The following is a 17,394-nucleotide window of genomic DNA, read 5'->3' on the forward strand; positions in this document are numbered from 1 at the left end:
AAGGCGAGCCTTGCGTTTTCTTGTTGTACACAAGGCGACGCTTGGCGCCTTCAGGTAGCACCGCCACGGCCCGCGCTCCAGCGTATCTCAAGGTGTTTGAGCCTAGTTGATTTTTCGCCTGTCCTGGGGCGGTGCAACCGCGCGCGACAAATGAGCCTGACTCATGGATGACTGCTTCGATGGATAAGAAGTACCGCAGAGCCGTTGACGCCGCCGCGATTTTTTCTGAAACCGATCTGAGCGGGCGCATTACCTACGTCAACGACCAGTTCTGTAAGCTTTTTGGCTACCCGCGCGATGAGCTGTTGGGGGCTAACCATCGCGTGATCAACTCCGGCCAGCACCCGGACGAGTTCTTCAGCGCCATGTGGCGCACCATCGCCCTGGGGCAGGTCTGGAAGGGTGAGATCTGCAACCGGGCCAAGGACGGTACGCTGCATTGGGTCGATACCACTCTGGTGCCGGTGATCGACGATGCGACCGGTCAGATCGAGCGCTATCTGGCGATTCGTTTTGATGTCAGCGAGAAGCGTCAGTTGTTGCATTCGCTGCAATGGCGGGTCGGTCACGACGTGTTGACCGGGTTGCCCAACCGCACCTACCTGTCCGACCTGCTGGATCAGGCCCTGGAATTTTCCAGGGCGCAGAGCTTGCCCCTGGCGGTGTGCATGCTTGACCTGGATGGCTTCAAGGCTGTGAACGACGGCCACGGCCATGCCAGTGGTGACCAGTTGCTGGTGGAGGTCGCCCGGCGTCTGCGCAGCATCGTGCGCGGGGAGGATGTGGTGGCGCGGTTGGCCGGCGATGAGTTTGTGCTGGTACTGCGCCATGTATGCGGGCTTGAGGAATTGCATGCCGCGTTGAACCGGGTGCTGATTGCCGTCTCCATGCCGTATGCCATTGATGGCAAGGCCATCAAGGTTTTCGCCAGCATTGGCGTCACCCTGTTTCCCGGTGACAACGAAGACGCCGATACCTTGTTGCGCCACGCCGACCAGGCGATGTACGTGGCCAAGCAGAGCGGCCGCAATCGCTTTCATTTGTTCGACGTGTCCCGGGACCAGGAAGTGCGGGCCACTTACCAGACCGTCGAGCGGGTGCGGCAGGCCATGGCCGGCAACGAATTGCGCCTGCATTTTCAGCCCAAGGTCAACATGCGCCATGGCACGGTGGTGGGGCTCGAAGCGCTGCTGCGCTGGAAACACCCCCAACGGGGCCTGGTGCCGCCCCGGGAGTTCCTGCCGCTGGTGGAGGAAACCGACCTGATCGTCGAGATCGGTGAGTGGGTCATGGAGCAGGTGCTGATTCAGTTGCAGCAATGGCAGCACGCGGGGCAAGTCTGGCCGGTGAGCATCAATATCTCGGCGCGGCATTTCCAGCGGGCAGATTTCGTCGAGCGGTTGCGGCAGGTGCTGCAACGGCACCCGGCGGTGTCGCCGCGCATGCTGGATCTGCAGATCGTTGAATCCTTGGCGGTGGAAAACCTTGCCCACGTCAGCGCCTGTCTCCAGGCGTGCCAGGCCTTGGGCGTGGGGTTTTCCCTGGGCGGTTTCGGCACGGGATACTGTTCGCTCAATGACCTCAAACACCTGCGCACGCAGACCATCAAGATCGACAAGACCTTTGTCCGCGACATACTCAATGACCGCGATGATCTGGCGCTGACCGAAGCGGTCATCGGTTTGGCCAGGGCGTTTGGGCGCCAGGTAGTGGCGGAGGGGCTGGACAGCCTGGAGCATGGTCAATTGCTGCTGCGCCTGGGCTGCGAAGTGGCCCAAGGCTATTTCATCGCCCGGCCCATGCCACCCGACCAGGTGCCTGGCTGGGTGAAAGGATTTATTTCGCCGCCGCAATGGCAGCATCAGTCGGACGTTCAGGGCGAATCGGATCCGGCTTGCGGCGACTCTTTATGTCCGGTGTAGGACTGGATGATCGCGTCGATTTCCCCCGACGTTTTCATCTTCAATAAGGTGCGCAGAATGCGTTGGGCCGGAATGTTTTGATCATCGCGCACATAACAGCCCAGCACGCGCTCCTGGAGAACCGCCACGGCACGCAGTTGCCGGTCTGGGGGATGTCGTTGATTGAACCAGTCCAGCGCCCATTGATTGCTCACCGCGTAGCGATAGCGCCCGGCCAGAAGCTTGGCCAGGACTTGTTCCTGGCTGCGTGCATCGTCACGTCGCAGATGCCCGCCGTCGAATAACGGCTGCAAGGTCGGGTAGGTATAGCTGAGGACGGTTCCGACCGGCTGGTGGGGCAGGGTGGCGGGCGTCACCACCTTGGGGGAGCTGGCCGTGCCCACCAGCACGTCGCGCTGGAAAAACAGCGGGACGCTCCACAGGTAATTGCCACCCGTATCCTTTACCCACTCGGGGGTGACATAACACCGTACGTCGACTTCGCCGTGGTTCATGGCATTGTCCAACCGGGCGCGGGCCAGCACATGAAACTGCGCCGGCATCCCCACCTGGGCCGCCAGGCGGGTCATTACGTCGGGGATGATACCCTGGATCGGGCGACCTTCTTCAGTCTGCACCATGGGCATGGCCCAACTGTCGGTAATGGCGAAACGCAACGGGATTTCGCCAGCAAAACACCCTGAACCCAATAACAGCAAAGCCCCCATGGCCGAACGCATAAACTCTCCTGATGGTGCAAAATCCTGTCGGCAACCAGGCCCCTGACCCAAGCTTAGACAGATTAGACGAGCACACCGGATGCAATTTCGCCCCTGCTCCGCTAGCATTAGCCGCTTCTGCTTTCCAGTGGCGATGGTTTTCGATGAGTTATCAGGTTCTTGCACGCAAATGGCGTCCGCGCTCGTTCCGCGAAATGGTCGGCCAGACCCATGTGCTCAAGGCCCTGATCAATGCCTTGGACAGCCAGCGGCTGCATCACGCCTACCTGTTCACCGGCACGCGCGGCGTCGGCAAGACGACCATCGCGCGGATCATCGCCAAGTGCCTGAATTGTGAAACCGGTATTACCTCGACGCCGTGTGGCGAGTGCTCGGTATGCCGGGAAATCGACGAAGGCCGTTTCGTCGACCTGATCGAGATCGACGCCGCCAGCCGCACCAAGGTCGAAGACACCCGTGAACTGCTCGACAACGTGCAGTACGCGCCAAGCCGTGGGCGCTTCAAGGTCTACCTGATCGACGAAGTGCACATGCTTTCCAGCCATTCCTTCAATGCGCTGCTCAAGACCCTCGAAGAGCCGCCGCCCTACGTCAAGTTCATCCTGGCGACCACCGACCCGCAGAAGCTTCCTGCAACGATTTTGTCCCGCTGCCTGCAGTTCTCCCTTAAGAACATGACCCCGGAGCGGGTGGTCGAGCATCTGACCCACGTGTTGGGTGTCGAGAACGTACCGTTCGAAGACGATGCGCTGTGGCTGCTGGGTCGCGCCGCCGATGGTTCGATGCGTGACGCCATGAGCCTGACCGACCAGGCCATTGCCTTTGGTGAAGGCAAGGTCATGGCTGCCGATGTGCGGGCCATGCTTGGCACCCTCGACCACGGCCAGGTCTACGACGTGTTGCATGCGCTGATCGACGGTGACGCCAAGGCGTTGCTCGAAGCGGTGCGTCACCTGGCCGAGCAGGGGCCGGACTGGAATGGCGTGCTTTCGGAGATTCTCAACGTGTTGCACCGTGTCGCCATCGCCCAGGCCTTGCCCGAGGGGGTCGACAACGGTCATGGCGACCGCGATCGGGTGCTGGCATTGGCTCAGGCGCTGCCGGCCGAAGACGTGCAGTTCTACTACCAGATGGGGCTGATCGGTCGGCGCGACCTACCCCTGGCGCCGGATCCGCGCGGTGGTTTCGAAATGGTGCTGCTGCGAATGCTCGCGTTCCGGCCAGCCGACACGGACAACTCCCCGAGGCAACCGCTAAAGCCAGTGGGGATCAGCCAGGCCACAGCTGATTCCGCCAAGCCAGTGGCTGCCGCGCCCGTCGTTGCGCCGGCAGTGGCCTCTGCCCCGGCAGCGGTTGAGCAACCGGCCCCGGTGCCTGTCGTCGCAGCGCCTGAGCCCGAGCCCGAGCCTGTCGTCGAGGCGTTGCCGCAGCCGGTCGCTGAAGAAGTGGTCGACCTGCCCTGGAACGACCCGGTCGAGGCTCAGGTCGTCCAGCAGCCTGCCGTGGAACCGGTGCTGGAAACCGTCGCCGAGCAACCCGAGTTGCCACCGATGCCTATGCCCACGCCCGACAGCGTGGTACCCGACGCGCCCGAGTGGGTGGCTGCACCGGTGCCTGAGCCCACGGTGGCGGACGTTGATGTCGCCACGCCAGGCATGGACCTGGATGATGAGCCGCCACTGGACGAGGATTACATCGAGCCGGACATGGATTCGGCCTACAGCTATCTGGATGAACTGGCCAGCGAGCACGCCGCCGAGCCGGCCCCGGAGCCCGAGCCTGAACCGGCGGCGATGCCGGCTACCGGGCTGGCCCTGCAATGGCTGGAGCTGTTCCCGAAACTGCCGATTACCGGCATGACCGGCAGCATTGCCGCCAACTGCACGCTGATCTCCGTGGAGGGCGACCACTGGCTGCTGCACCTGGACCCGGCCCACAGCGCGCTGTTCAACGCCACGCAGCAGCGCCGTCTCAACGATGCACTGAACCAGTATCACCAGCGCACGCTGACGCTGAGCATCGAGCTGATCAAGCCTGAGCAGGAGACGCCGGCCCAGGCCGCGTCCCGCCGCCGTGCCGACCGTCAGCGCGAAGCCGAGGAGTCGATCCACGGTGATCCGTTCATCCAGCAAATGATGCAACAGTTCGGTGCCGTGGTCCGTCACGATACTATCGAACCTGTCGAGGCCCCGGTGACCCAGGGCTCATAACTGAAAGCGTCAGGCCGAACGGGCCGGGCGCGGTGTTTATCCAAGTACTTTCGAGGTGATTCCCATGATGAAAGGTGGCATGGCCGGCCTGATGAAGCAGGCGCAGCAGATGCAGGAAAAAATGGCCAAGATGCAGGAAGAACTGGCCAACGCCGAAGTCACCGGCAAGTCCGGCGGCGACATGGTGACCGTGGTCATGACCGGTCGCCATGACATCAAGCGTGTCAGCATCGACCCGAGCGTGGTCGAAGGCCTGAGCGAAGACGACAAGGAAATGCTCGAAGCCCTGTTCGCCGCCGCCGTCAATGACGCAGTGCGCAAGATCGAAGCCAACAGCCAGGACAAAATGTCCGGCATGACCGCTGGCATGCAACTGCCGCCGGGCATGAAACTGCCGTTCTGACTCGCCATCCCGGTCGGGATGGGCTACATACAATGCCAGGCATCGCGCCTGGCATTTTTGTTTGTGTCACAAGGCGAGTGCGCTAGAAACTTTACCTGTGGGAGCAAGGCTTGCCCGCGATGAACGATGACGCGCCGCTGCGACGAACCGAGGCGTCTGCATCGCGGGCAAGCCTTGCTCCCACCAGTACCCACTGAACAAACATCGAACGCCGCCCCGCCGGCAATGGTCTGCTTCCTGTAAGTGCCACTCAACGATCAAGGAGACGCTTCCATGTCACAAGCATCGACCACCCACCAGCGCATCGTCCTCGCCTCCCGCCCCACAGGTGCTCCCACCCCGGACAACTTCCGTCTGGAGCAGGTGACGTTGCCGGAGCTGCAGGAGGGGCAGATCCTGCTCAAGACGCTGTTTCTCTCATTGGACCCTTACATGCGCGGACGGATGAGCGACGCACCTTCCTACGCCGCGCCGGTGGAAATCGATGAGGTGATGACCGGTGGTGCTGTCAGCCGGGTCGAGCGTTCTATGCATCCGAAGTTTCAGGAGGGGGATCTGGTAGTGGGCGCTACGGGGTGGCAGAGCCACACTGTCAGCGATGGCCGCAATGTCATTCCGATCCCATCCGGGCTGCCCAGCCCGTCGATGGCGCTGGGTGTGCTGGGCATGCCGGGCATGACCGCGTACATGGGCTTGATGGAGATCGGTCAGCCCAAGGCCGGGGAAACCCTGGTGGTCGCGGCGGCCTCGGGCGCAGTCGGCTCGGTGGTCGGCCAGGTGGCGAAGATCAAGGGCCTGCGGGTGGTCGGTGTGGCCGGCGGCCCCGAGAAATGCAAGTACGTGGTCGACGAGTTGGGGTTCGACGCCTGTGTCGATCACAAGCGCGATGACTTTGCCGAGGCACTGGCCCGGGCTTGCGACAAGGGCATCGACATCTATTACGAAAACGTCGGTGGCAAGGTGTTCGACGCCGTGGTGCCGCTGCTCAACCCCAAGGCGCGGATTCCCCTCTGTGGCCTGATCGCGTCCTACAACGAGCATGAAGCTCCCACTGGCCCGGATCGCTTGCCGCAATTGCAGCGCACCTTGCTGACCAAGCGCGTGCGGATCCAGGGGTTTATCGTGTTCGACGATTTCAGTGGTCGTCAGCCGGAGTTCATCAGCGCCATGGCGCCTTGGGTGCGTGACGGCAAGGTCAAGTTCCGCGAAGACGTGGTCGATGGCCTTGAGAATGCCCCACAGGCCTTTATCGGCCTGCTGGAAGGGCGCAACTTCGGAAAGCTGGTGGTGCGGGTGGCGCAGGATTGAGTATTTGACGCTAATCGGAGGCGCGGGTATAAACCGCGTCTCGTTGTTATGTCGGACATTTCCTCCATGAGCTTCAGCCCTTTGATTCGCCAACTGATCGACGCCCTGCGAACTTTGCCGGGTGTGGGTCAGAAAACTGCCCAGCGCATGGCGTTGCAATTGCTTGAGCGTGATCGCAGCGGCGGTTCGCGTCTGGCTCTGGCCCTGAGCCAGGCCATGGAAGGGGTAGGGCATTGCCGCTTATGCCGCACCCTCACTGAAGACGACCTCTGCCCGCAATGCGCCGACCCGCGTCGGGACGACAGCCTGCTATGCGTCGTGGAAGGACCCATGGATGTGTACGCCGTGGAGCAGACCGGTTTTCGCGGCCGTTATTTCGTGCTCAAGGGGCATTTGTCTCCGCTCGACGGCCTGGGACCGGAAGCCATCGGCATTCCGCAACTGATGGCGCGGATCGAAGAGGCCGGGACTTTCACCGAAGTCATCCTCGCCACCAACCCGACGGTCGAAGGCGAAGCCACCGCCCACTACATCGCGCAATTGCTCAACAACAAGGGCCTGATCGCCTCACGCATCGCTCATGGCGTGCCGCTGGGCGGCGAGCTGGAACTGGTGGACGGCGGGACGCTGGCGCATTCGTTTGCCGGGCGCAAACCGATCGCTTTATAACTGCCACGAATAACCCTGTGGGAGCGAGCTTGCTCGCGATAGCGGTGTGTCAGTCGCCATCGATGTTGGCTGACACGCCGCTATCGCGAGCAGGCTCGCTCCCACATGGGGTGTGTGTGCTATTGACGGGCGTTACCTTTCGCTCAACGAAAACTGCGTCAGGCAGAACGTCGGTATCCCCATGTCTTCCAGGCGCTGCGAGCCAAGCAACTCCGGCAGGTCGATGATCGCCGCGGCCTCGTGGACCTTGGCGCCCATGCGGCGGATCAGGTTGGCGGCGGCGATCAGCGTGCCGCCGGTGGCGATCAGGTCATCGAACATCACCACCGAATCACCCTCGCACAGGCTGTCGGCGTGAACTTCAAGGAAGGCTTCGCCGTATTCGGTCTGGTAACCCTCGGCCAGCACATCCGCCGGCAGCTTGCCTTGCTTGCGAAAAAGCACCAAGGGCTTGTTCAACTGATAAGCCAGGATTGAGCCGATCAGGAAGCCTCGCGCATCCATCGCCCCGATGTGGGTGAACTCGGCCTCGACATAACGATGGGCGAAGCTGTCCATCACCAGCCGCAACGCGGTGGGGGACTGGAACAGTGGGGTAATGTCGCGAAAGATCACGCCCGGCTTGGGGAAATCGATCACGGGGCGGATCAGGGATTTGATATCGAAGGAGTCGAAGACCATCGTCTAGGTGTCCTGGCAGGCTGCAAACGCCGGAGTATAGCGCGGCAAGGCGAACCTGGGCCGCGCGCATGCTCATCAGCCGTCGATCGAGCCACCCGCCAGGGCGCAGAGCTGGATCGGGTCGAGAATATGAATCTCCTTGCCTTCGGCGGCGATCAACTCGTTCTGTTGGAAACGGGTGAATACTCGGGATACGGTTTCCACCGCCAAGCCCAGGTAATTGCCGATTTCGTTACGCGACATGCTCAGGCGGAACTGGTTGGCCGAAAACCCGCGAGCGCGGAAACGTGCCGAGAGGTTGACCAGGAACGTGGCGATGCGTTCGTCGGCGGTTTTCTTCGAGAGCAGCAGCATCATTTGCTGATCGTCGCGGATCTCCCGGCTCATGACCCGCATCAACTGACGACGCAGTTGCGGCAGTTGCAAGGCCAGTTCGTCCAGGCGATCGAAGGGGATCTCGCACACAGAGGTGGTTTCCAGCGCCTGGGCCGAGACCGGATGGGTTTCGGTGTCCATGCCCGACAGACCCACCAGCTCGCTGGGCAGGTGGAAGCCGGTGAGCTGTTCTTCGCCGCCATCGCTCAGATTGAAGGTTTTCAAGGCGCCCGAGCGCACGGCATAGACGGAATCGAAGGTGTCGCCCTGGCGAAACAGGAATTCACCTTTTTTCAACGGTCGGCCCCGTTTAACGATGTCGTCCAGCGCGTCCATATCCTCCAGATTCAATGAAAGTGGCAGGCAGAGCGGAGCCAGGCTGCAATCCTTGCAATGGGCCTGGTTGTGGGCGCGCAGTTTGACTGGCTCGGACATTTCTTAAATCCTTGTGGGAAACACACATAAGCCGTAAGGGTAACTCAGCGCAGGTACTCCGGCCAGTGGGCTTTCATCGTCAAATTGTCGCGCTCAGATGACTCGGGAGAAGCGCTGTCGGTTGTGTCCTTCCAGATAGGCATCAAAGACCATGCACACCGAGCGCACCAGCAGGCGCCCGGCGGGCAGTACCTTGATGTGGCTGCTGTCCAATTCGATCAGGCCGTCCGCGGCCATCTCTTGCAGTTGTGGCCACAACGGTGCGAAGTAACCGCGAAAATCGATGTTGAACGTTTGTTCGATGTCGGTGAATAGCAGATTGAAATGGCAGATCAACTGCTGGATCACCGCGCGCCGCAGCCGATCGTCGGCATTGCACAGCAGCCCGCGACTGGTCGCCAGTTGACCGTCGGCCAGGGTGTTCTGGTAATGGTTCAGGTCACTGCTGTTCTGGCAGTACAAATCGCCGATCTGGCTAATGGCTGACACGCCAAGGCCGATCAGGTCGCAGTGACCATGGGTGGTATAGCCCTGGAAGTTGCGTTGCAGGGTAGCGTCTTCCTGGGCAATCGCCAGTTCGTCGTCGGGCAGGGCGAAGTGGTCCATGCCGATATAGCGATAACCCGCCGCGGTCAGTTGTTCGATGGTGCCTTGCAGCATCGCCAGTTTCTGCGCCGGGTTGGGCAGGTCCTGGCTGTTGATGCGGCGTTGGGGCATGAAGCGTTCCGGCAAGTGGGCGTAGTTGAACACCGAAAGCCGGTCCGGCTGCAGCTGGATGACTTCCTGGACCGTGCGGGCGAAATTTTCCGGGGTCTGTTTGGGCAGCCCGTAGATCAGGTCGATGTTGATCGAACGGAACTGCAAGGTCCGGGCGGCTTCGATCACCGCGCGGGTTTCTTCCAGGCTTTGCAGGCGGTTGACGGCGCGCTGCACGGCCGGGTCAAGGTCCTGCAGGCCGATGCTGACGCGGTTAAAACCCAGTTCCCGCAACAGGCCCATGGTGGACCAGTCGGCTTCCCGGGGATCGATTTCGATACCGTAGTCGCCGGAATCGTCCTCCAGCAGGTTGAAGTGTTGGCGCAACCTGGCCATCAACTGGCGCAGTTCGTCATGGTTGAGGAACGTCGGGGTGCCGCCGCCCAGGTGCAACTGTTCTACGCGCTGGGCCGGGTCGAGGTGGCAGCCGATCAGCTGGATTTCCTGTTCCAGGCGTTGCAGATAGGCATGGGCGCGGCCACGGTCCTTGGTGATGACTTTGTTGCAGGCGCAGTAGTAGCAAATGTTCGCGCAGAACGGCACATGCACATACAACGACAGTGGCCTCAAGGCTTTGCGGCTGTCGCGCAGGGCGTGGAGCAGGTCGAAGGTCCCCACCTGGCTGCCGAATTGCGCCGCGGTCGGATACGAGGTGTAGCGGGGCCCCGCCAGGTCGTAACGGTGGATCAGGTTTGAGTCCCAACGAATGGCGTCGAGCATGCGGGCGTTTCCCGGATAGGCTGGCATGGGCGAGAGTTTAAGAGGGAGGGCGCGGGGCGGTTTTGATTTGCGTCAACGGGGGGTGGAGTCTGGGCGAGGGCCAATCGCGAGCAGGCTCGCTCCCACAGGGATTTGCGGTGTTCATGAGGTTTGGGTCAGCCGCGATCCAGTGTGCGAGCGAGCCTGCTCGCGATGGCGGCGACTCGGTCAATGCCCCATGAGCCAATGCTGATGCGGCCCTGGCAGGGTCCAGATACCAAAGACAATCACCAACAGCCCGCCGGCCATGCGCACGCTGCGTTTGCGCAACAGGGCGGTGATGCGTTCTGCGGCCATGCCGGTGGCGAGCAACACCGGCCAGGTGCCGAGGCCGAAGGCGAGCATCAGCAACGCACTGTCCAGCGCATCGCCCTGGCTGGCCGACCAGAGCAGGGTGCTGTAGACCAACCCGCACGGCAGCCAGCCCCAGAGCGCGCCGAGCAGCAAGGCCCTGGGCAGGCTCGACACCGGCAGCAAGCGGTTGGCGACGGGCTGGATATGCCGCCACAGGCCACGACCGACGCCTTCGATGCGGGTCAGGCCGCTCCACCAGCCCGCCAGGTACAGGCCCATGGCGATCAACAGCAGGCCGGCCAACACGCGCATGACCATCGCCGCCGGACTATTGGCCACGGCCCAACCAGCCAGGCCGATCAGCAACCCTGCGCTGGCGTAGCTCAGAATCCGCCCAACGTTGTAGGCCAGCAGCAATCGAAAGCGCCGGCTGCGCTGTTCCTTGGGGATTGCCAGGGTCAGGGCGCCCATCAGGCCGCCGCACATCCCCAGGCAATGGCCGCCGCCCAATAAACCCAGGATGAGCGCCGAGACCAACAATGGCGCCAGATCAAGCATGGGGCGGGGCCTTGTCGTCCGGCTTGCGGGGCTCGCCGCTGGCTTCGTCCACCGCTGCCTTGTGGTTCGGGTCCTGATCGTCGAACAGAATGCTGTGGGCCGGACCGTCGAGGTCGTCGTACTGCCCGCTGTCCACGGCCCAGAAGAAGATGTAGACGGCAATGGCCACGATCAGCAGTGCGGCCGGGATCATCACGTAAAGAGCTGGCATGTCGGAACTCCATGCCCGCGCGGCTCAGGCCGGCAGCGGGCGGGTATCGGGCGAGGCATCGAAAACCTGCATCTTGGGCTGGCGAGTCAGCCTCAGCGCATTCAACACCACGGTCAGCGAACTGATGGACATGCCGATCGCGGCCCACACCGGCGTAATCCAGCCGAGGGCGGCGAACGGCAACATGAGGCCATTGTACAGTGCCGCCCACACCAGGTTCTCGATGATCACCCGCCGCGTGCGCCGGGCCAGGCTGAAGGCGTGGATCAGGGCGTCGAGACGGTTGGACAGCAGCACCGCATCGGCGCTGGTCTTGGCAAGATCGGTGGCCGAGCCCATGGCGACACTGATGTCCGCCGCCGCCAGCACCGGCACGTCGTTCACCCCGTCGCCGAGCATCAGCACCTTGCGGCCCTGCTGGTGCAACTGTTGCAACACGGCCAGTTTGTCGTCCGGGCGCAAACCGCCGCGGGCCTCATCGATGCCCAGTTCGGCGGCGACACTGGCAACCATGGGCGAACTGTCGCCCGACAGCAACAGTGTGCGCCAGCCCCGCGCTTTGCAGGCGGCCAGCAATGCCGGGGCGTCGGTACGCAAGCGGTCGTCGAGGACGAACCAGGCCAACGGACCGATGTCATCACCCAGCAGCAACCATTGTCCGGGCTCATCCGGCATCACCGGCACCGCTGCGCCACTGAGTTCGCAGACAAAACCGGGTTGGCCGATGCGCAGGCGCTGGTCACCCACCAGCCCTTCCAGACCCAGCCCCGGGGTGCTTTGCACATGCTCGGCGGCCAGTGGCGCGCGGCCAAAGGCACGGGCGATGGGGTGTTCGGAGCGATTTTCCAGGGCCGCGGCCAGGCCCAGGCATTGATCACTGTCCAGGGCCGTCAGCGTTCGAATGGCGCGCAACGCCAGACGCCCTTCGGTGAGAGTGCCGGTCTTGTCGAAAATCACCGTGTCGATCTGGTTCAGGCCCTCCAGCACATGGCCGCGAGTCAGCAGCAGGCCAAGCTTGTGCAGCGTGCCGGTGGCGGCGGTAAGAGCGGTTGGCGTGGCCAGGGACAGTGCGCAAGGGCAGGTGGCGACCAGCATCGCCAGCACAATCCAGAAGGCGCGAGAGGCATCCAGTTGCCACCACAGCACACCGATGGCCGCCGCAGCGACCAGGGAGAACAGCAGGAACCATTGCGCGGCGCGGTCGGCGATTTCCGCCAGCCGCGGCTTCTCGGCCTGGGCTCGTTCCAGCAACCGGACGATGGCCGACAGCCGGGTGTCTTGCCCCAGTGCCAACACCTGGACCGTCAAGGCGCCTTCCACGTTAAGGGTGCCGGCCGTCACCGTGTCGCCCACTTGGCGAGGTTGTGGCAGGTATTCGCCGGTCAGCAGTGATTCGTCCACGCTGGACTGGCCGTCGAGGATTCTGCCGTCGGCCGGCAGGACCGCGCCGGGATGCACCAGGACCCGGTCGCCGGTGCGCAATTCGCTGAGCAGGATTCGTTCGCTCTGGCCGTTATCCTCCAGGCGCAGGCACGAGGCCGGCAGCAGATTGACCAGTTGTGCGGTGGCGGCAGCGGTGCGCTCCCGGGCACGGCGTTCCAGGTAGCGACCGGCCAGAAGGAACAACGCGAACATGCCCACGGCATCGAAATACAGCTCGCCCACCCCGGTGACGGACGTCCAGATCCCGGCCACGTAGGCACCGCCAATGGCCAGGGACACCGAAACGTCCATGGTCAGGTGTCGGGTGCGCAGGTCGCGCATCGCGCCCTTGAAGAACGGCGCGCAGCTATAGAACACGATAGGTGTGGTGAGGAACAGCGCGACCCAGCGCAGGATGGTGTGCATCTCCGGGCTCAGGTCGATGTTGAATTCCGGCCAGGTGGCCATGGTCGCCATCATCGCCTGGAACCAGAGCAAACCGGCTACGCCCAATTGGCGCAGGGCCAGGCGGTTTTGCGCGGCCAGTTGTTCGCTGGCCTGATCGGCCTGGTAGGGATGGGCGACGTAGCCGATCTGGCGCAGTTCGGCCAGCAAGGTGCTCAGCGGCAATTGAGCGTCGGCCCAGCTCACGTGCAGGCGGTGATTGGACAGGTTCAGCCGCGCCTCGGCCACGGCCGGCAGGCTGCGCAGTTGTTTTTCGATCAGCCAGCCGCAGGCGGCGCAACTGATGCCTTCGATCAGCAGCGTGGTTTCGGCCAGCTCGCCTTCATGGCGCACGAACGACTGCTGCACGTCCGGGCGGTCGTACAGCGCCAGCTCATCGATCAACTGGACCGGCAGGGTTTCGGGGTTGGCCGACGCTTCGCTGCGATGCTGGTAATAGCTTTCCAAACCACCAGCGACAATGGCCTCGGCCACCGCCTGGCAGCCCGGGCAGCACAGCTCACGGGTTTCACCCAGGACAACGGCGGTGAAGCGACTGCCTGGGGGGACGGGCAGGGCGCAGTGGTAGCAAGGCAGTGGGGTGGTCATGAGGTATTCACATATCGAAACTTTCTGGCATCTGAAGGCCTTTTCGCGAGCAGGCTCGCTCCCACAGGTCTGCGTCGTTGTGAATTGAACCTAACGACACCTCAATGTGGGAGCGAGCCTGCTCGCGATTGCGCGCAGCGCAGCCGTCTATTTCTTCAGGTCTTCAGCACCTTGCAGCGGTTCATCGCCGAGCAGGATGGCCTGGTCATGGTTGATCTGCTCTTCTTCGAACAGGCGCCAGGTCTTGTCGTTCTCCACACCCAGCAATTCGACAAAGCGCCGGCCTTCGATCTTGTCCGTCAATTGACCGACATACCGTCCCGGCTCGCTGTCGTTGCGCGTCAGGACGATCTTGCGATCCTTCTCCGGCTGGGTGGGCGAGATCAGGCTCAGTTCCAGGGTCTGGGGCCGGCTGTCGCCGCTCAGGCGCAGGTTCACTTCGCCGGTGACGTCATCCAGTTGCACGTTGGCATGCAGTTGCAGGGTCTGGCCCAGCAGTTCGCGCTCCAGGGAGCGGTTGATGCCCTTGCCGGCTTCGTAGTAGTTGTCGTTGACCAGGTTGTCCGGGTTGTTCACGGCGATGGTCACCATGGTCAGACTCAGCGTCACCGAGCAGGCCAGGATCGCAATGATGATCCACGGCCAGAGATGCTTGTACCAGGGGCTGGTGGCGGTTGCTGCAGGCATGTTCAGTTCTCTCAACGAATTTGTGGGCCGATGAACCGGCTCTTGGCTTCAACATGAACGCTGTCGTCATCGGCATCCTTGAGGATGAACGTCACCTCGTTGGTGCTCGACGGCAGTTGGTCCGGTGCACTGGACAGTTCTACCGGCTGGGTGAAGATCTCACCGGCCGCGACCTTGATTTCCCGGCGTCCCTGGAGCTTGAGATCCGGCAGGCCGGAGGCCTCCAGCACGTACGTATGGTCGTGCTGGTCCTTGTTCATGATCTTGAGGCTGTAGACGTTCTCGATCCGGCCTTCGGCGTTCTCGCGGTACAGCACGCGGTCCTTGCTGACGTCGAAACCGACCAGCGAACGCATGAAGAACGCGGTCACCAGCAGGCTGATCATTGCCAGCAGCACCAGGGCATAACCGATCAGGCGTGGGCGCAGTTTATGGGTTTTCTGCCCCGAGAGGTTATGTTCGGTGGTGTAACTGATCAGCCCGCGCGGATAATCCATCTTGTCCATGATGTTGTCGCAGGCGTCGATGCACGCCGCGCAGCCGATACATTCAATCTGCAGGCCATCGCGAATGTCGATACCGGTGGGGCAGACCTGGACGCACATGGTGCAGTCGATGCAGTCCCCCAGGCCCAGGGCCTTGTAGTCAACGCCCTTCTTGCGCGGGCCACGGCTTTCGCCCCGACGCGGGTCGTAGGAAACGATCAGGGTGTCCTTGTCGAACATCACGCTCTGGAAACGGGCGTAAGGGCACATGTAGATGCACACCTGCTCGCGCAGCCAGCCGGCGTTGCCGTAGGTGGCGAGGGTAAAGAAGCCGACCCAGAAATACGACCAGCCATCGGCCTGGCCGGTAAAGAATTCGAACACCAGTTCGCGAATCGGCGTGAAATAACCGACGAAGGTCATGCCGGTCACAAAACCGATCAGCAGCCACAGGCTGTGCTTGGCCAACTTGCGCAGGAACTTGTTCCCGCTCATGGGCGCCTTGTCGAGCTTGATGCGTTGGTTGCGGTCGCCTTCGGTGACCTTCTCGCACCACATGAAAATCCAGGTCCACACGCTTTGCGGACAGGTGTAGCCGCACCAGACCCGCCCGGCATAGACCGTAATGAAAAACAGGCCGAAGGCGGCAATGATCAGCAGTCCGGACAGGAGGATGAAGTCCTGCGGCCAGAAGGTCGCACCGAAAATGAAGAATTTGCGTTCGGGCAGGTTCCACCAGACGGCCTGATGCCCGCCCCAGTTCAGCCAGACCGTACCGAAATACAGCAGGAACAACACGCCACCGCCGACCATCCGCAGGTTGCGGAACAGGCCGGTGAAGGCACGGGTGTAGATTTTTTCCCGAGAGGCATACAGGTCGACGCTTTGGTTCGCGTCCTTGGCAGGCGGGGTGACGTCATGTACCGGAATCTGGTTACTCATCAAAATGCATCCCACGGCAGTGGAAAAGTGCCGGGATCAGTACGTGCCGACCACGGTCAGAAAGGGTATTGCAGTGGTGCAATGATACGCCTGTAGGTCTAGCTCAAGGGTGCGACCTTTGGTCGCGTTGGGACTCTGCATAGAATGGTGTAGCGGATGTAACAAGTCATGACCCAGATCAATTGACTATAGACATTCCATGGCGTTGGCGAAAAAACCAAGGGCCTGCCGACTCGTTCGACAGCCCCTCCTGATTGTTTTGTGCCACTATTTTTGGCGGCTCCGCCGCCCAGCGGGGGTAAGTTCCCTCGCCACGGGGATTTGCGCTTAACCTGCGCCTGGTCATTTGTTCGCAAGCGCCAGATCGAACTGCTTGTTTCCCAATTTGATCTAGCCGCCAGGGTTTTCTTGAGCACAGCCGAATCCCGGCTCTGATTATTTTTGTGCGCTGCAAAGAGAAGCGTCAGGCGCACAAATGCATCAAGTTTCTACCGGCGGTACAAAATGTTGTAGAACGCGGTTTGCTCATCCTTGATCAAGGACAGATCGTGCCCCGTGGGAATTTTTTCGAACAGAGCTTTGTTGACTGCCATCCGACGCATGATGATCACCTCCAGCAATTGGCCGAACAGCGCTTCATCACGGACGTGTTTTTTCAGTTTTAGAATTTCGTGAGGCTTGTCTTTCAGGACGTGAAAGGCGTAATTCATCACAACCATATTGGAGACGAACAGGTTTGCCGTTGACTGAAGCGGATTGACCGCGTCGATCAAAGCATCAAATATTTTTTGCCTGTCCTGAGCATAGGTGGGCAAAAAAACGTCGGGGTACATAAGCTCGCTGTGACGATCATTGATCGCGCAGCGGTAATGGGTATCGTCGGGCTCGCTGAGTAATCTGACTGTGCTTGTTTGAAACGTTTTCAACGTACTCAGCAGTTGATGCTCTTTCCTGCTGTCGGCCTTGATCGCTTTGTAAACCACATCAATCACATCCAGAAAAGCCACGGACCCCAGCCCATCGGTCGCCATCATCAACTGATTGCCCTCGATGCTGAACCGACGATACGCCTCGTCATCGATGCTCAATTCGAAGAGGAGGAACCTAAGCATGTAGTTCCTGAGGCGCGCATCCGCATCCAGGGTGCTGTTCTTCAAGCTGATCAGTTGGATCAGGTAGAAGAAAATAAAATATTCCTTGTTGGTTCGTTGACGGTTGTCGATTTCAAGCAGGTAGCCAAAGCGCGACAGGACCAGGAGGAGGGCGTAGCAGTCGGGTTCCGTGAAGCCGTTCTTCAGCATGGCTTTTTCGAAAGCGCTGGTGGAAAACAAGTCCCGCCAGCGGCTAACGCTGAAGGGAGCGCCATTGTGTTTTTTCGCGACGACGTTCAGTAGCGAAGGCTCGTCTTCTTTGTAAAAAACAGCACCCAACGCCTTCGGATACGGCCGGACGTTCAGGAAATTTTCAAGCTTGTATGAGAGAAGATCGAATATGTCCATCTGGCT

Annotated in this window: 15 protein-coding genes; 5 read left to right on the forward strand and 10 right to left on the reverse strand. The window is 61.4% G+C overall.

All coding sequences use genetic code 11. The features are described from left to right. The first annotated feature begins 179 nt into the window (after nucleotides 1–179). The gene (locus tag AC3I65_RS08480; RefSeq protein ID WP_488523625.1) at nucleotides 180–1,922 is read left to right on the forward strand and encodes a putative bifunctional diguanylate cyclase/phosphodiesterase; all 1,743 of its coding nucleotides are present in this window, start codon (nucleotides 180–182) and stop codon (nucleotides 1,920–1,922) included. Here the strand turns inward: AC3I65_RS08480 and AC3I65_RS08485 are convergent. After that, entirely contained in the window at nucleotides 1,874–2,641 is a 768-nt protein-coding gene (locus AC3I65_RS08485; protein ID WP_047227173.1) for a substrate-binding periplasmic protein, read from the reverse strand. The genes AC3I65_RS08480 and AC3I65_RS08485 overlap by 49 nt on opposite strands. Before the next feature lie 143 nt (nucleotides 2,642–2,784). Between AC3I65_RS08485 and dnaX the strand changes: the two genes are divergently transcribed. The 4 genes from dnaX to recR all read left to right on the forward strand — a co-directional run bounded on the left by dnaX (nucleotide 2,785) and on the right by recR (nucleotide 7,231). After that, the gene (dnaX, locus tag AC3I65_RS08490; protein ID WP_173407151.1) at nucleotides 2,785–4,851 is read left to right on the forward strand and encodes a DNA polymerase III subunit gamma/tau; all 2,067 of its coding nucleotides are present in this window, start codon (nucleotides 2,785–2,787) and stop codon (nucleotides 4,849–4,851) included. A gap of 64 nt (nucleotides 4,852–4,915) precedes the next feature. Then, on the forward strand, nucleotides 4,916–5,254 hold the full coding sequence (locus tag AC3I65_RS08495) for a YbaB/EbfC family nucleoid-associated protein (protein WP_003183512.1): 339 nt from the start codon (nucleotides 4,916–4,918) through the stop codon (nucleotides 5,252–5,254). Between the two features lie 273 nt (nucleotides 5,255–5,527). Beyond that, nucleotides 5,528–6,562, forward strand: coding sequence for an NADP-dependent oxidoreductase (locus tag AC3I65_RS08500; protein WP_488523626.1), 1,035 nt, complete (start codon nucleotides 5,528–5,530; stop codon nucleotides 6,560–6,562). 66 nt (nucleotides 6,563–6,628) lie between these two features. Further along, on the forward strand, nucleotides 6,629–7,231 hold the full coding sequence (gene recR / locus AC3I65_RS08505; protein ID WP_047227281.1) for a recombination mediator RecR: 603 nt from the start codon (nucleotides 6,629–6,631) through the stop codon (nucleotides 7,229–7,231). Nucleotides 7,232–7,363: 132 nt separating this feature from the next. Here recR and AC3I65_RS08510 read toward each other — a convergent pair whose 3' ends face one another. The 9 genes from AC3I65_RS08510 to AC3I65_RS08550 all read right to left on the reverse strand — a co-directional run bounded on the left by AC3I65_RS08510 (nucleotide 7,364) and on the right by AC3I65_RS08550 (nucleotide 17,388). Then, entirely contained in the window at nucleotides 7,364–7,912 is a 549-nt protein-coding gene (locus tag AC3I65_RS08510) for an adenine phosphoribosyltransferase (RefSeq protein ID WP_041020481.1), read from the reverse strand. A gap of 75 nt (nucleotides 7,913–7,987) precedes the next feature. Then, complete coding sequence (fnr, locus tag AC3I65_RS08515; protein ID WP_047227176.1) at nucleotides 7,988–8,722, reverse strand: fumarate/nitrate reduction transcriptional regulator Fnr; 735 nt, start codon at nucleotides 8,720–8,722, stop codon at nucleotides 7,988–7,990. A gap of 93 nt (nucleotides 8,723–8,815) precedes the next feature. Beyond that, nucleotides 8,816–10,198 (reverse strand): oxygen-independent coproporphyrinogen III oxidase, encoded by a 1,383-nt coding sequence (hemN, locus tag AC3I65_RS08520; protein WP_047227177.1) that lies wholly within the window; start codon nucleotides 10,196–10,198, stop codon nucleotides 8,816–8,818. Nucleotides 10,199–10,405: 207 nt separating this feature from the next. Next, nucleotides 10,406–11,089: a sulfite exporter TauE/SafE family protein gene (locus AC3I65_RS08525; protein WP_076385628.1), complete on the reverse strand. Its 684-nt coding sequence runs from the start codon at nucleotides 11,087–11,089 to the stop codon at nucleotides 10,406–10,408. Beyond that, nucleotides 11,082–11,300 carry a cbb3-type cytochrome oxidase assembly protein CcoS gene (ccoS, locus tag AC3I65_RS08530; RefSeq protein WP_047227179.1) on the reverse strand — a complete coding sequence of 73 codons (219 nt, stop codon included), beginning with the start codon at nucleotides 11,298–11,300 and terminating at the stop codon, nucleotides 11,082–11,084. Before ccoS ends, AC3I65_RS08525 begins: the two co-directional genes overlap by 8 nt. A 24-nt stretch (nucleotides 11,301–11,324) precedes the next feature. Next, nucleotides 11,325–13,775 (reverse strand): heavy metal translocating P-type ATPase, encoded by a 2,451-nt coding sequence (locus tag AC3I65_RS08535; RefSeq protein WP_305467925.1) that lies wholly within the window; start codon nucleotides 13,773–13,775, stop codon nucleotides 11,325–11,327. Nucleotides 13,776–13,922: 147 nt separating this feature from the next. After that, nucleotides 13,923–14,462, reverse strand: coding sequence for a FixH family protein (locus AC3I65_RS08540; RefSeq protein WP_047227181.1), 540 nt, complete (start codon nucleotides 14,460–14,462; stop codon nucleotides 13,923–13,925). Between the two features lie 11 nt (nucleotides 14,463–14,473). After that, nucleotides 14,474–15,889: a cytochrome c oxidase accessory protein CcoG gene (gene ccoG, locus AC3I65_RS08545; RefSeq protein ID WP_047227182.1), complete on the reverse strand. Its 1,416-nt coding sequence runs from the start codon at nucleotides 15,887–15,889 to the stop codon at nucleotides 14,474–14,476. Nucleotides 15,890–16,377: 488 nt separating this feature from the next. Next, a complete protein-coding gene (locus tag AC3I65_RS08550; RefSeq protein ID WP_488523627.1) occupies nucleotides 16,378–17,388 on the reverse strand; it encodes a hypothetical protein in 1,011 nt (336 codons plus the stop codon). Nucleotides 17,389–17,394 lie beyond the last annotated feature (6 nt).

The sequence above is a fragment of the Pseudomonas sp. N-1-13 genome, from assembly GCF_057787095.1.

Bases quoted from the DNA above. Each gene is read 5' to 3' on its own strand.
- recR (WP_047227281.1), top strand. From the start codon at position 6,629: ATGAGCTTCAGCCCTTTGATTCGCCAACTGATCGACGCCCTGCGAACT.
- ccoG (WP_047227182.1), bottom strand. From the start codon at position 15,889: ATGAGTAACCAGATTCCGGTACATGACGTCACCCCGCCTGCCAAGGAC.
- AC3I65_RS08535 (WP_305467925.1), bottom strand. From the start codon at position 13,775: ATGACCACCCCACTGCCTTGCTACCACTGCGCCCTGCCCGTCCCCCCA.
- dnaX (WP_173407151.1), top strand. From the start codon at position 2,785: ATGAGTTATCAGGTTCTTGCACGCAAATGGCGTCCGCGCTCGTTCCGC.
- hemN (WP_047227177.1), bottom strand. From the start codon at position 10,198: ATGCTCGACGCCATTCGTTGGGACTCAAACCTGATCCACCGTTACGAC.
- AC3I65_RS08540 (WP_047227181.1), bottom strand. From the start codon at position 14,462: ATGCCTGCAGCAACCGCCACCAGCCCCTGGTACAAGCATCTCTGGCCG.
- fnr (WP_047227176.1), bottom strand. From the start codon at position 8,722: ATGTCCGAGCCAGTCAAACTGCGCGCCCACAACCAGGCCCATTGCAAG.
- AC3I65_RS08500 (WP_488523626.1), top strand. From the start codon at position 5,528: ATGTCACAAGCATCGACCACCCACCAGCGCATCGTCCTCGCCTCCCGC.
- AC3I65_RS08495 (WP_003183512.1), top strand. From the start codon at position 4,916: ATGATGAAAGGTGGCATGGCCGGCCTGATGAAGCAGGCGCAGCAGATG.
- AC3I65_RS08510 (WP_041020481.1), bottom strand. From the start codon at position 7,912: ATGGTCTTCGACTCCTTCGATATCAAATCCCTGATCCGCCCCGTGATC.
- AC3I65_RS08550 (WP_488523627.1), bottom strand. From the start codon at position 17,388: ATGGACATATTCGATCTTCTCTCATACAAGCTTGAAAATTTCCTGAAC.
- AC3I65_RS08525 (WP_076385628.1), bottom strand. From the start codon at position 11,089: ATGCTTGATCTGGCGCCATTGTTGGTCTCGGCGCTCATCCTGGGTTTA.
- ccoS (WP_047227179.1), bottom strand. From the start codon at position 11,300: ATGCCAGCTCTTTACGTGATGATCCCGGCCGCACTGCTGATCGTGGCC.
- AC3I65_RS08485 (WP_047227173.1), bottom strand. From the start codon at position 2,641: ATGCGTTCGGCCATGGGGGCTTTGCTGTTATTGGGTTCAGGGTGTTTT.
- AC3I65_RS08480 (WP_488523625.1), top strand. From the start codon at position 180: ATGGATAAGAAGTACCGCAGAGCCGTTGACGCCGCCGCGATTTTTTCT.